At 60.0% G+C, this 13,853-nt stretch carries 11 protein-coding genes; 8 read left to right on the top strand and 3 right to left on the bottom strand.

Translation table 11 applies throughout. The features are described from left to right. The first annotated feature begins 195 nt into the window (after positions 1–195). Both VMV64_RS05795 and VMV64_RS05790 read left to right on the top strand, forming a co-directional pair. Entirely contained in the window at positions 196–2,283 is a 2,088-nt protein-coding gene (locus VMV64_RS05795) for a methyl-accepting chemotaxis protein (protein WP_325329008.1), read from the top strand. A 196-nt stretch (positions 2,284–2,479) separates the two neighbouring features. Continuing rightward, positions 2,480–3,640: a GGDEF domain-containing protein gene (locus tag VMV64_RS05790; protein ID WP_325329007.1), complete on the top strand. Its 1,161-nt coding sequence runs from the start codon at positions 2,480–2,482 to the stop codon at positions 3,638–3,640. A 153-nt stretch (positions 3,641–3,793) separates the two neighbouring features. Here VMV64_RS05790 and gatB read toward each other — a convergent pair whose 3' ends face one another. The 3 genes from gatB to gatC all read right to left on the bottom strand — a co-directional run bounded on the left by gatB (position 3,794) and on the right by gatC (position 7,188). Next, positions 3,794–5,275 carry an Asp-tRNA(Asn)/Glu-tRNA(Gln) amidotransferase subunit GatB gene (gene gatB / locus VMV64_RS05785; protein WP_325329006.1) on the bottom strand — a complete coding sequence of 494 codons (1,482 nt, stop codon included), beginning with the start codon at positions 5,273–5,275 and terminating at the stop codon, positions 3,794–3,796. Positions 5,276–5,371: 96 nt separating this feature from the next. Further along, positions 5,372–6,826 carry an Asp-tRNA(Asn)/Glu-tRNA(Gln) amidotransferase subunit GatA gene (gatA, locus tag VMV64_RS05780; protein ID WP_325329005.1) on the bottom strand — a complete coding sequence of 485 codons (1,455 nt, stop codon included), beginning with the start codon at positions 6,824–6,826 and terminating at the stop codon, positions 5,372–5,374. Between the two features lie 74 nt (positions 6,827–6,900). After that, the gene (gatC, locus tag VMV64_RS05775; RefSeq protein ID WP_325329004.1) at positions 6,901–7,188 is read right to left on the bottom strand and encodes an Asp-tRNA(Asn)/Glu-tRNA(Gln) amidotransferase subunit GatC; all 288 of its coding nucleotides are present in this window, start codon (positions 7,186–7,188) and stop codon (positions 6,901–6,903) included. 92 nt (positions 7,189–7,280) lie between these two features. On the opposite strand from gatC, the gene VMV64_RS05770 reads away from it, so the two are divergent. The 6 genes from VMV64_RS05770 to VMV64_RS05745 all read left to right on the top strand — a co-directional run bounded on the left by VMV64_RS05770 (position 7,281) and on the right by VMV64_RS05745 (position 13,836). After that, complete coding sequence (locus VMV64_RS05770) at positions 7,281–8,324, top strand: rod shape-determining protein (RefSeq protein ID WP_325329038.1); 1,044 nt, start codon at positions 7,281–7,283, stop codon at positions 8,322–8,324. An 88-nt stretch (positions 8,325–8,412) separates the two neighbouring features. Beyond that, positions 8,413–9,327 (top strand): rod shape-determining protein MreC, encoded by a 915-nt coding sequence (gene mreC / locus VMV64_RS05765; protein WP_325329003.1) that lies wholly within the window; start codon positions 8,413–8,415, stop codon positions 9,325–9,327. A gap of 4 nt (positions 9,328–9,331) precedes the next feature. Continuing rightward, the gene (gene mreD / locus VMV64_RS05760; protein ID WP_325329002.1) at positions 9,332–9,865 is read left to right on the top strand and encodes a rod shape-determining protein MreD; all 534 of its coding nucleotides are present in this window, start codon (positions 9,332–9,334) and stop codon (positions 9,863–9,865) included. Further along, complete coding sequence (gene mrdA, locus VMV64_RS05755) at positions 9,862–11,763, top strand: penicillin-binding protein 2 (RefSeq protein WP_325329001.1); 1,902 nt, start codon at positions 9,862–9,864, stop codon at positions 11,761–11,763. Before mreD ends, mrdA begins: the two co-directional genes overlap by 4 nt. Then, positions 11,756–12,859, top strand: coding sequence for a rod shape-determining protein RodA (gene rodA, locus VMV64_RS05750; protein ID WP_325329000.1), 1,104 nt, complete (start codon positions 11,756–11,758; stop codon positions 12,857–12,859). Before mrdA ends, rodA begins: the two co-directional genes overlap by 8 nt. Further along, positions 12,859–13,836, top strand: a complete 978-nt coding sequence (locus VMV64_RS05745; RefSeq protein ID WP_325328999.1) for a septal ring lytic transglycosylase RlpA family protein — start codon at positions 12,859–12,861, stop codon at positions 13,834–13,836. Before rodA ends, VMV64_RS05745 begins: the two co-directional genes overlap by 1 nt. The last annotated feature ends 17 nt before the right edge of the window (positions 13,837–13,853 follow it).

Raw genomic sequence — 13,853 nt, 5'->3', positions numbered from 1 at the left:
ATTTCGCAAGCAAAGCGATGACAATAGCCGTCGACACCGTACGCAGAATTCCATCCTATCCGAGCTTCGATCTCTCGAAGCAATCTCGGCCGGTTTCCGATCCCGTATTACTCCACTGCAATACTAAGAATGCTCAAGCCGCAAGCGTCCATCGCGGTGGCGGTCCATTTTCATGCTACTTATGAGGGAATAACCATGAAAGTAAACCTCCCCGTCACGCAAGCAGAAAAACCCTTTCCCAAGGGCAAGCTGATTGTTTCCAAAACCGATCTCAAGGGCGCCGTCACCTACGCCAACGACGCCTTCGTCGAACTCAGTGGCTTCAGCCGGGAAGAGCTGATCGGCAAAAACCACAATATCGTGCGCCACCCGGACATGCCGCCGCAGGCTTTCGCCGATTTGTGGGAAACGGTCAAGAAAGGGCAGCCCTGGCGCGGTGTCGTCAAGAACCGCTGCAAAAACGGCGATCATTACTGGGTGGACGCCTTCGTCGTGCCGGTCCGGAAGCATAACCAGATCACCGGCTACATGTCTGTCCGCACCGAGCCGGCCCGCGAGCAGATCAACGCAGCCGAGATGCTTTACAAGCAACTCAATCAGACCAGGGCGCCGATTCCGCGCAGCGGATTCTGGAAAAACCTGTCGATCCGTGCGCGCCTGGCGATGATCATGGCCTTCATGGCGGCGATGATGCTGGGCGGCGGCGGCATCGGCCTTTTCGGCATCGTCATGTCCAACAAGGCGCTGGAGACTACTTACCGGGATAGACTGGAACCTTCCAACATGGTCAACCGGATCATGCTGCTGATGAACGAGAATCGCAGCCAGATCATGCTGGCATTGCAGCACAACCCGGAAAATGCCTCTGCCAAGATGCACGATCATCCGGTCGGCCTCCATACCGACACGATGGTCAAGAACCGCGACGAGATCACGGCAGTCTGGCAGGATTACACCAAGCGGGACCTGACCCCGGAAGAGCGGGCGCTTGCCGACAAATATGCCGCTGCCCGCGGACAATACGTGACCGAAGGGTTGGCGGCCGCGCGCGAGGCGATTCTGGCCGGGAACTTCAACCAGGCCAACGAAATCCTGCACAAGAAGATCAACCCGCTTTACACAGCCGCCAATACCGAAGCCGAGGAGCTGCTGAAACAGACCCTGGCCACGGCCAAGGCGGAGTACGAGCAAGCCTTGGCGCGTTACGAAACCATCCGCAACTTGGCCGTGGGAGGGACGATCATCGGCTTGCTGCTGGCCGCCATCGCTGCCATGCTCCTGGTCCGCGCCATCATTCACCCGCTGCGGCAAGCCAATGAAATCTTCGACCGCATCGCCCAAGGCGACCTGCGCAACGAGATCGACATCAGCGGCCACAACGAAATCGGCCAACTGCAGTGCGCCATGGCGGCCATGCAGGTCCATCTCAAGGTGATGCTGGACGAAATCACGGTGGCTTCCACCGAGATCGAGCGGCGCTGCGACCATCTCAATACCCAAATGTCAGAAGTGGTGGAGCATTCCGACCATCAGCACGACCGCGTCCAGGAAGTGGCGGCGGCGATGGAAGAGGTCAGCCAATCGGTGACGGAGGTGGCCGAGAGCGCGGGCGAGACCTCCCGCGCCGCAGTCGCCTCGCAATCCATCGTCGCGAACAGCGCCGGCCAGATGGCGAAAAGCCTGGACGCGACCCGCCGGGTGGTCACGGCCGTCCAGGCATCCAGCGGCACCATCGCCGAACTCAGTCAGGCGATCCAGCGCATCGGCGATATTACCCTGACCATCAAGGAAATCGCCGATCAGACCAACCTGCTGGCGCTCAACGCCGCCATCGAGGCTGCCCGCGCCGGGGAACAAGGGTGCGGCTTCGCGGTGGTGGCCGACGAGGTGCGCAAGCTCGCCGAGCGCACTGCCAACAGCACCACCGATATCACCAAGACCGTCAGCGACATCCAGGGCGCCACCCAAGTGGTAGTAACCACGATGGATCAGGCGGTCAGGGAGGTGGAGGAAGGCATCGGCCTGATGAAGGAAAGCGGGGCGAGCCTGGGGCAGATCACCGCCACCAGCGAAAAGGTCACCGACATGTCCCAGCACATCGCCAGCGCGGCCAAACAGCAGTCGGCGGCAACCGAAGAGGTGGCCAGGAACATGGAGCAGATTTCAGGGTTGATCGAGAGCAATGCCACCGCCGCCCAGCAAGCGTGGAAGGCCACGGAAGAACTGGCCAAAACCGCCGAGGAATTACGGGTATTGGTGAGGCATTTCGAGGTAGTGGCCTGAAAACGAAGTTTCAGTGGAGGCTAACGCCGGCTTTATCGGTGTTAAGCGCAACGGCCGTAACTAAAGCCGCTGATGCACCGCACTCCGTCAAAAAAACATATTGGAGGAGCTGTGGATTTAATTATGCACGTACCTGCGTGCCAGGTGCGTTGGATATGCGTCCCGGGTTGCAGGGACATGAAGGAGAAAACCTGACATGCAAAAGTTAGAGATATTTTTTCAAATGACGGCGGGGCGCCTTCTCGGTGCTTTTCCCCGGGAAGAATTACGCAGCCTGCTTTTACCCGCCGGCCATGCGCCCTTGCTGGCCCGTCGGCGCGCAGAAATGATCATTTCCCGGGTGCGCATAGTGGCGGCGCTGTTTGCCCTGCTCACGCCGCTGTGGATAGTCGTGGATGCGCTGGTGTTCACCTACCCCGTCTCGATCATGCTGGCCGCCGGCCGGATCGTCACCAGCCTGGCTTTCGGCCTGCTGGCGTTGTCCTATGGAAAATCGACCAAAATGGCCGATGCCTACCGCGCGCTGGCGATGTTGTTCGGCATCCCGACGCTGTTTTTTATCTACTCCCATCCCCTGCTTTCCCATTTTCAATTGGTGGGGCCGGCGGCCGCCATCGCCGCCGGCTACGCCTTCTTGCCCTTCGTCATGGTGGCGGGTTTAAGCGTATTTCCCCTCACCGCATTGGAAAGCACCCTTTTCGCGCTTCCGGTGCTTTTGGCGGAGGCGCTGGTCGCCCTCATGCAGCTGGGCATGCTGAGCTGGAGTTCGCATCTGGGCGCATTCTGGCTGCTGTTTCTGATCACCGCGGTGGCGGCCCTGGCCGGCATGAGCCAGTTGAGTTTCATGATATCGCTGGTCGGGCAGGCGAGTCATGACGGGCTTACCGGCTGTTTTTCCCGTGCCAGCGGGGAGGAGCTGATGGATATCCAGTTTCACATCGCGGCCCGGAGCGGTGCGCCCTTGTCGGTTGTTTTTGCCGATCTGGACAATTTCAAGGCAATCAACGATGGTTTTGGTCATGACGCAGGTGACAGTGCCCTGAATGCAGCAGCTGAGGCGCTCCGGTCCAACCTGCGCGCCGGCGATGTCCTGTTGCGCTGGGGCGGAGAGGAATTCGCCATCATCCTTCCCGACGCCGATTGCGCAACCGCGACCAAGGCGGTCGCCCGCCTGCGCGAGCGGGGACTGGGGTCGCGGCCAGAAGGCGGCCGGCTGACCGCGAGCTTCGGCATCGCCGAACATCTGGCGGACCGCGCAACGGATTGGAGGCAACTGGTGGAAATAGCGGATCAGCGCATGTATCAAGCCAAGCTGGCGGGGAAGGATCGCTGCGTGGGCTGCGCCGAACAGGGATAAACTCAGAAAAAGCTTTAACCACGAATTTACACGAATGAAACACGAATGTTCACGAACAATCAGGAGTTATCATGGACACCTGATTCACCTGTTTGGCGACACGATGATTGTCTCTAAACTATTCGTGGTTAATCGCCGTTTTTACCTGCGCCCTTAGCCGGCGAGCTTTTTCTTTAATATCTCGTTGAGCTGCGCCGGGTTGGCTTTTCCCTTTGAGGCCCTCATCGCCAGGCCGACGAAGAAGCCGAACACCTTCTCCTTGCCGCTGCGGTATTCGGCCACCTGTGCCGGGTTGGCGGCGATGATCTCGTCCACGATCTTCTCGATCGCACCGCTGTCGGAAACCTGCTTCAAACCCTTGGCCTCGATGATGGCGTCGGCATCGCCCTCGCCCGCCCACATCGCGGCGAACACTTCCTTGGCGATCTTGCCCGAGATGGTGCCGTCCACAATGCGCTTCAGCAGTCCGGCGAGTTGGCCGGCGGCGATTGGGGAATTTGTGATCTCAAGCCCCTCTTTGTTGAGCTGGGCGGACAGGTCGCCCATGATCCAGTTGGTGCTGAGCTTGGCTTCACCACCCAGGGCGTTAACCGTATCCTCGAAATAAGCGGCCAGTTCACGCGATGTGGTCAGGATTCCGGCATCGTAAGCGGGCAGCCCAAATTCGCTCATGAAGCGCTCGCGCATCGCCTGCGGCAGCTCCGGCAGGGTGGCGCGGGCCTGGTCGATGAAAGCCTCGTCCACCACCAGCGGCAGCAGGTCGGGGTCGGGGAAGTAGCGATAGTCGTTGGCCTCTTCCTTGGAGCGCATCGAGCGAGTCTCGTCCCGGTCGGAGTCGTAGAGGCGGGTTTCCTGGACGATGCGGCCACCGTCCTCGAGAATCTCAATTTGCCGGCGAACTTCATAGTCGATGGCTTTTTCCATGAACTTGAAGGAGTTGAGGTTCTTGATTTCGCAACGGGTGCCGAGCGTTTCCACTCCCATGGGCCGCACCGAAACGTTGGCGTCGCAGCGGAACGAGCCTTCCTGCATGTTGCCGTCGCAAATGCCGATCCAGCGCACCAGGGAATGCAGCTTCTTGGCATAAGCCACCGCCTCGGCGCTGCTGCGCAGGTCGGGCTCGGTGACGATCTCGATCAGCGGCGTTCCGGCGCGATTGAGGTCGATGCCGGTCATGCCGTGGAAGTCCTCATGCAGCGATTTGCCGGCATCCTCCTCGAGGTGGGCGCGGGTGATGCGTATGGTTTTCTCGTAAGCCTGTCCTGAGCCCGTCGAAGCGGCCTGTCCCGAGCCTGTCGAAGGGCCCACCTGAATCTGCAGCGTTCCTCCTTCGGCCACAATGGGCAGTTCAAGCTGGGTGGTCTGGTAGCCTTTGGGCAAATCCGGGTAGAAGTAGTTCTTGCGTTCAAACACCGACCTGCGATTGATCCGTGCACCGATGGACAGGCCGAACTTGACCGCTTTTTCCGCCGCCGCACGGTTGAACACCGGCAGCACGCCGGGCAGGGCGATGTCCACTGCACAGGCCTGGGTGTTGGGCGCAGCACCATAGGCGGTGGCCGCACCGGAGAAGATCTTTGATTGGGTGTTGAGCTGGGCATGCGTTTCCAGCCCGATGACGATTTCCCACTGCATGGTTGTTACCCCTTCTTTACCGCAGAGGCGCGGAGGCGCTGAGATGTTCTTGATTTTTCTCTGCGCCTCCGCGCCTCTGCGGTTCAATTTAAAGCATCAAATCCCCTGCGGCATCCGCAAATGCCAGTCGGTCGCCAGCTGATACTGGTGCGCGACGTTGAGCATTTTCGCTTCGCTGAAATAGTTGCCGATGATCTGCAAACCGACCGGCCTGCCGTTGGCGCCGAAGCCGGCGGGCACGGACATGCCCGGCAGGCCGGCGAGGTTGACGGCGATGGTGTAGATGTCGGAGAGGTACATCGAAACCGGGTCGTCGCTTTTCTCGCCCAGGTTGAACGCGGTGGTCGGCGCGGTGGGTCCCATGATCATGTCGCACTGTGCGAAGGCGTTGGTGAAGTCCTGCGCGATCAGGCGGCGCAGCTTCTGTGCTTTCAGGTAATAGGCGTCGTAATAGCCGGCGGACAGCACATAGGTGCCGATCATGATGCGCCGTTTCACTTCCGCACCGAAGCCTTGGGAGCGGGTCTTCTGGTACATATCCATCAGGTCGCTGTATTCCGGGGCGCGGTAGCCGTAGCGCACGCCGTCGAAGCGGGCGAGGTTGGAGGAGGCTTCCGCGGGGGCGAGGACATAATACACCGGCACCGCCAGCTTGCTGTTGGGAAGCGATACCTCAACGGTTTGCGCACCCAGCTTCCGGTATTCCGCCAGGGCGGCTTCGATGGCTTGCGCCACGTCGGCGGCAAGCCCTGCGGCGAAGTATTCCTTGGGCAGGCCGATGCGCAGCCCCTTGAGCGGCTGCTCCAGGTCGCGGCCGTAATCCTCTTTTTCCCGCTCCAGGCTGGTCGAGTCGCGCGCGTCGAAGCCGGCCATCACGTTGAGCAGCAGCGCGCAATCCTCGGCGCTCTTCGCCATCGGCCCGCCCTGGTCGAGCGAGGAGGCGAAGGCGATCATGCCGTAGCGCGACACCACGCCATAGGTCGGCTTGATGCCGGTGATGCCGGTGAGCGCCGCGGGCTGGCGGATCGAGCCGCCGGTGTCGGTGCCGGTGGCGGCCGGGCACAGCCGCGCAGCGACTGCCGCAGCCGATCCGCCCGAGCTGCCGCCGGGGACGGCGTCGAGGTCCCAAGGGTTCTTCACCTTGCCGTAATACGAGGTTTCGTTGGACGAGCCCATGGCGAATTCGTCCATGTTGGTCTTGCCCAGGTTGACCGCGCCGGCGTGATTGAATTGTTCGATCACATGGGCGTCATAAGGGGAGACGAAATTGTGCAGCATCTTCGAGCCGCAGGTGGAGAGCCAGCCCTCGGCGCAGAAAATGTCCTTCTGCGCCACCGGAATGCCGGTGAGCGGCCCGGCCTTGCCGGATGCGATCAATGCATCAGCGGCCTTGGCCTGCGCCAGACTTTTGTTTTCGTCTATAGTGATGAAGGCGTTGAGTTTGGGGTTTAGCTCCCTGATGCGATCGAGGAAAGTCTGCGTCAGTTCGACGCTGGAGATCTTCTTTGCGGCCAACTGGGCCGAGAGTTCTTTTAGCGATGTGTTGATCATTTTCTTTAATTCCAGTAACGGGTAGGGGAATGGGTGATGGGGAACGCCCCTCATCACTCATTCCCCGTCACCCATCACTCAATGACTTTGGGGACCAGATAGAGGCCGGCTTCGACTTGCGGCGCGACGGCCTGGTAGGCGGCGCGGCGGTCGGTTTCCGTGGCAACGTCGCTGCGCAGGCGGAGCACCACGTCCTGGGCGTGCGCCATCGGCTCGACGCCGGTAGTATCGACGGCCTGCATTTCCTCGACCAGGCTGAGGATGTTGGAGAGTTGCTGCAAATAGCCCGGCATTTCGTCCTCTTCCACCGCAATGCGGGCAAGATGGGCAATGCGCTTTACATCGGCCAGATTCAATGACATAAAATTCACCCGGAGAACTTCAAAGCGTTACGCATAAAATGGTATCATGTTTCATTTAACCGACGCACCTCATTCACTGGAATTAAGCAATGATGTTTGGATTCTTACGCGGATATTTTTCCAACGACCTGGCCATCGATCTGGGTACCGCCAACACCCTGATTTTCGTGCGTGGCAAAGGTATCGTGCTGGACGAGCCCTCGGTGGTGGCGATTCGCCAGGAAGGCGGGCCTTCTTCGAAAAAAACCATCCAGGCGGTGGGCATGGAGGCGAAGCAGATGCTGGGCCGCACGCCGGGCAACATCACCGCGATCCGCCCGATGAAAGACGGCGTGATTGCCGACTTCACCATCACCGAGCAGATGCTCAAGTACTTCATCAAGAAAATCCATGATTCGCGCATGCTCTCTCCCAGCCCGCGCATCATCATCTGCGTGCCCTGCGGGTCGACTCAGGTGGAGCGGCGCGCCATCCGCGAATCCGCGATCGGCGCGGGCGCGCGTCAGGTATACCTGATCGAGGAGCCGATGGCGGCGGCGATCGGCGCCGATCTGCCCGTGGCGGAGGCGACCGGCTCGATGGTGGTGGATATCGGCGGCGGTACCACCGAGGTCGGCGTGATCTCTCTCGGCGGCATCGTCTATGCCACATCGATACGGGTCGGTGGCGACAAGTTCGACGAAGCCATCATCAACTACATCCGCCGCAACTACGGCATGCTGATCGGCGAAGCCACGGCCGAGAAAATCAAGAAAGAGATCGGCTCCGCCTTCCCCGGCAGCGAAGTGCGCGAAATGGAAGTAAAAGGGCGCAATCTTGCCGAAGGCATCCCGCGCAGCTTCACTATTTCCAGCAACGAAATCCTCGAAGCCCTGACCGACCCGCTCAACAGCATCGTCAGTGCGGTCAAGTCGGCTCTGGAGCAAACCCCGCCGGAGCTGGGCGCGGACATCGCCGAAAAGGGCATGGTTCTGACCGGCGGCGGCGCGCTCCTGCGCGACCTGGATCGTCTGTTGATGGAAGAGACCGGGCTGCCGGTGATCGTCGCCGAAGACCCGCTCACCTGCGTGGTGCGCGGCAGCGGCCGGGCGCTCGAGGAAATGGACAAGTTGGGTGGCGTCTTCACGAATGATTAAGCATGTAGGGTGGGCACGTTTTTGTGCCCACGCGGAAATAACTTCTTTGGCCGCGTGGGCACAAAAACGTGCCCACCCTACAGGCTGAATGGATCACCAGGCGCCGCCCTTTTTCAAGCACGGGCCCAGCCCACTGACGCGTTTCGTCTTTTTCGCCTTGATTTCCCTGGTGCTCATGGTGTTGGATGCTCGTTTGAACGCACTGGATTCCCTGCGCCAATTGATTTCGGTTGCGGTTGCTCCTCTGCAGCGTCTGGCCATGACCCCCGCTGAACTTCTCGACCGGACCGGCAACTTTTTCGTTACTCAGGCGCGCCTGCAAAACGAGAATGCCATGCACCGGCAGCGGCAGTTGGTGCAGGCGGCACAGTTGCAGCGTATGCAAGCGATGCAAGCGGAAAATGTTCATCTCCGAAAAATCCTCGGTGTTCAGCAGCAGCGCGGTGAAAGCGTGGTGGTGGCTGAAATCATCTATGCCGGACGCGATCCGTTTTCCCAGAAAATTACCGTGGACAAAGGCTCGAACCATAAAGTCCAGGCTGGCCAGCCGGCACTCGACGATATTGGCGTGATCGGCCAGGTCACCCAGGTCTATCCATTCAGCAGCGAAATCACCCCGCTCACCGACAAGGACCAGGCAATTCCTGTTGAAATCGTTCGCAATGGCGCTCGTGCCATCGCTTTCGGCCATGGCCAGGATGGTGCGCTGGAGCTGCCTTTCATGGCGGCCAATGCAGATATCCAGAACGGCGACATCCTGGTTACCTCCGGTATCGATGGTGTTTATCCTGCCGGGTTGCCGGTGGCGGTGGTATCGAAAATCGAGCGCAATGCGTCTTTCGCCAAGATTACGTGCATGCCGAGCGCAGGCGTGAACCGCCACAAGCAGCTTTTAATTCTGATCGGCGAAGTGCGGCGGTTTCAGAAGCCTGGGCCCGCCAACCCCGCTGCTGTGGGAACAAGCGATGGCAAGGGGCCGGTTTTGAAAAAGAAGAGGGGCTAACGATATGCATTACCCCGGAGCGCCGGAGCTGCTCAAACCCGCCAGCAGAAAATTTATCTTGCTTACGCTGCTGAGCGGGTTACTGCTCAATCTGTTGCCCTGGTATGGGCTGGCACTGTTGTTTCGTCCGGATTTTGTCGCCCTGGCCCTCCTGTTCTGGGCTATCCGTGAACCGCGAAAATTGGGGTTTGCCGCGGCCTGGATCGCCGGACTGCTGATGGATGTCGGTGATGGCGTGATTTTGGGGCAGCATGCTTTTGCTTACATCCTTGGCGTCTATGTTGCGATCATGCTGCATCGGCGTATTCAGCGCTTCACCCTGTGGCAGCAGGCGTCTCACGTGCTGCTGCTGCTGCTGCTGTTGCAGGCCACGATGTTGATCATTCGGCTGTTCGGCGGCGCCGTTTTCCCCGGCGCCGGTTATTTTCTTCCCGGCCTCACCGGTGCGATGCTGTGGCCGGCTTTGAGCCTGCTATTTCTGCTTCCTCAGCGCGGCAAACCGGGTGCTGATTCGGTGTATTCCGCAGGTCACAAGTGAAACGCCCGACCGAGCTCAGAAACCATCAGAGGGAGCTGTATTATTTCAGGTGGCGGCTTGGCGTTGCTGCGGCTGGCGCCGTACTGTTGTTTACGCTGCTGGTGGCGCGCTTCTTTTTCCTGCAGGTGGTGCAGCATGAATATTTCCACACCCTGGCTGAAAATAACCGTATTTCCATCGTTCCCGTCGCTCCCAATCGCGGCTTGATCCTCGACCGCAACGGCATCGTTCTGGCGCATAATTATTCTGCCTACACCCTGGAGATCACGCCGAGCAAAATCAAGGATCTGGAGGCGACGATCAACGGGCTGGCAATGCTGGTCGACATCCAGCCGCGCGATCGCAAGCGCTTCAGGAAGCTGATTGAGGAAAGCCGCAATTTTGAGAGTCTGCCGATTCGCGCCCGTCTGAACGATATCGAGGTTGCCCGCTTTACTGCCAACCGCTTCCGCTTTCCCGGCGTGGACATCAAGGCACGGCTGTTCCGCCATTACCCCAAGGGGGAGCTGGCTTCCCACGCCATTGGACATATCGGGCGCATCAACGAAGCCGACCTCGATCGGCTGGAAGCCTCGGAAGATATGGCGAATTATCGCGGTAGCGACCACATCGGCAAGCTCGGCATCGAGCAGAGTTACGAAAAGCAGTTGCATGGCGTCACCGGCTTCGAGCAGGTGGAAACCGACGCCGGCGGTCGCGCGATTCGCACTTTGAGCCGGCGCGCGCCGGTTTCAGGGAGCGACTTGACCCTCACGCTCGATAGCCGCTTGCAGGAAGTGGCTGAGAAGGCGTTCGCACAGTACCGCGGCGCACTGGTGGCAATCGACCCGAAGAGCGGCGAGGTGCTGGCCTTTATCAGCAAGCCCGGGTTCGACCCCAACCTGTTTATCGATGGTATCGATCCGGTTAACTGGGATGCCCTCAACAACTCCCTCGACAAGCCGCTCAACAACCGCGCCTTGCGTGGGCAGTACCCGCCGGGTTCGACCTTCAAGCCGTTCATGGCGCTGGCTGGGCTGGAACTGGGCAAACGCACGCCTTCATACTCCATCTCCGACCCGGGTTTTTTTACTCTGCCCGGCAACGCCCATCGTTATAGGGACTGGAAGGTGGGCGGGCACGGCTCGGTGGATTTACACAAATCCATCGTAATTTCCTGTGACACTTACTACTATGGCCTGGCCAACGATCTGGGGCCAGACAACATCTTCAACTTCATCGGTCAGTTCGGCTTCGGAAAGAAGACCGGCATCGACATCGAGGGTGAAACCACCGGCCTGCTACCCTCGCGCGAGTGGAAGATGAAGCGCTACAAGCAGAAATGGTACTCTGGCGACACCATCAGCGTCGGCATTGGCCAGGGCTATAACCTGGCCACCCCCCTGCAACTGGCCTTTGCCACGGCGGTATTGGCCAATAACGGCACCGTTATCCGTCCGCACCTGGTGCGCTCGATTCTCGATGCCGGCACCAACCAAGTACGGACGGTGCCTGCTGCCAAGCCTGTTGCCACCCTGGCCTTGAAGCCTGAGAACCTGGAACTGTTGAAGAAAGCGATGATTGCCGTCACCCAGCCGGGCGGTACGGCGGCGCGCGTCGGCGCGGGCGCTCCCTACCTGACTGCCGGCAAGACCGGCACGGCCCAGGTGATCGCCATCAAGCAGACCGAGAAGTATGTGGAAAGCCGGGTGTCGGAGCGCAATCGCGACCACGCCCTATTCATCGCTTACGCCCCGGCCGACGATCCTAAAATTGCCATGGCGATCCTGGTGGAAAACGGCGGTCACGGCGGCTCGATCGCAGGGCCTATCGCCCGAATAGTGTTGGACTATTTCCTGCTTGGCAAGGCGCCGCCGTCAGCGCTGCCAGTCGAGGCGCCAGAGGAGGAACATGATTAAAATCGACCTGCGGCGTATCTGGTTGTGGCTGACTGCGCATATCGACAGCCTGCTGTTGAGCTTTATGCTGATGCTGATGCTAATTGGCCTGACCGTGCTGTACAGCGCCACCGGCCAGGACCTTGGCAAGACCACCGGCCAGATGCTCAATATGCTGGTGGCGCTGGTGGCGATGTGGGTCGTCGCCAATGTGTCGCCGCAGCACATTGCGCGCGCGGCGCTGCCGGTTTATGGCCTGGGCTTGCTGCTGCTGGTTGGCGTGGCGCTGTTCGGAGACGTCAGTCACGGCGCCCGGCGCTGGCTGAATATCGGTATCCGCATCCAGCCCTCGGAGATGATGAAACTGGCCGTGCCGCTGATGCTCGCCTGGTACCTGGACCGGCGCGAAAAAACCCTCAACCTCAAGGATTTCGGCGTCGCCGTCCTGATGCTGGTGGTGCCGGTAGGACTGATCGTGAAACAGCCGGATCTCGGCACGGCCTTGTTGATCTCCGCCTCCGGCTTCTATGTGCTGTTTCTGGCCGGCCTGAGTTGGCGCATTATACTTGGGCTGGTAGCAATGGGAGCGGCGAGCGCACCGATTTTGTGGTCGCTGATGCACGACTATCAGCGCCAGCGTATCTTGACTCTGATCGATCCTTCTCAGGACCCGCTCGGCACGGGTTATCACATTATCCAGTCGAGCATTGCATTAGGGTCGGGCGGGATTTTCGGCAAGGGCTGGTTCAACGGAACGCAGGCTCATCTCGATTTCCTGCCGGAGCGCACTACGGACTTCATTTTTGCCGTTTATGCCGAGGAATTCGGCATGGCCGGCAACCTTATCCTGCTGGCGTTGTACGTCCTGGTAATCGGCCGCGGCCTGGTGATTGCCGCCAAGGCGCCGACCCTGTTCAGCCGCCTTCTGGCGGGCAGCATTACGCTGACTTTCTTCACCTATGCCTTCGTCAACATCGGCATGGTGAGCGGCATCCTGCCCGTGGTCGGCGTGCCGCTGCCACTGATCAGCTACGGCGGGACCTCCATGGTGACACTGCTGGTTGGATTTGGTATTTTGATGAGTATTCAAACCCACCGGAAACTGGTGCAGTCATAATGAAATCGTCCCGCTGGATTTTGCTTGTTTCACTCCTCGCCCTTCTGGCCGGCTGCGGCAGCGTCGCGCCACGGCAGGATGCACCGGTTGTCGCCAAGCCGGGAAAACCGGCCGTGGTGACCAAAAAGGGTGGCGGCTATTACCTCAATGATGGTCCTGGCGACAACCCGCCCGCCAATCTCGACGCCATTCCCGATGCCGAACCGAAAGTCGAGCCGCTGCACAAGTTCGCCAACCGGCCTTACGTCGTTCTGGGCCAGACCTTTACGCCCGACACCCGCTTCAAGCCCTATACGGAAACCGGTGTGGCTTCGTGGTATGGCCGGCGTTACCACGGCCAGAAAACCTCGATCGGAGAGGTCTACGACATGTACGGCATGACCGCGGCGCATCCCACCCTGGCCATTCCAAGCTATGCGCGCGTCACCAACCTGAAGAACAACAAGTCGGTGGTGGTGCGGGTCAATGACCGCGGCCCGTTCCTTAGCGACCGCCTGATCGATTTGTCTTATACCGCGGCCTACAAGCTGGGCGTGCTCGCCGGCGGCAGTACCCGGGTTAAGGTGCAGGCGATCGACCCAGCCAATTACGCTGCCGCAGCAAAACCGGCAGAAGCCCCGATCGCCGCTCCGCTGGCCGACAAGGGATCCGTTGTCGCAGTGCAGGAGGCGCCTTTGCAACCGGTTGCCCCACTAGGGGATTCCGATCCACTACAGACTAAAACCCGTGTGGAATCGGTTGCGAGTAGCGGCCACTATATCCAGCTCGGTGCGTTCGGCGCGCAGGAAAAAGCCGAGCATTTCCGTGGCAGGCTCAAGGTTGAGCTGGCCCATCTGGCCGACAAGCTGCAAATCTACACGTCAGGCGGGCTGTTCCGGGTGCGCGCCGGGCCTTTTCAGACCCTGGCTGAAGCCAGCCAGCTTGCCGCCGAGATTAAAAATTCGCTCAACATCAAAACAGTGTTGACCACCCGCTAATTATCAAACGGTTTATT

This window comes from Sulfuricella sp. (genome assembly GCF_035531155.1).
GTDB lineage: Bacteria > Pseudomonadota > Gammaproteobacteria > Burkholderiales > Sulfuricellaceae > Sulfuricella.
The sequence above is the reverse complement of the archived record's forward strand: the minus strand, read 5'-3'. Positions and strand labels throughout refer to the sequence as shown.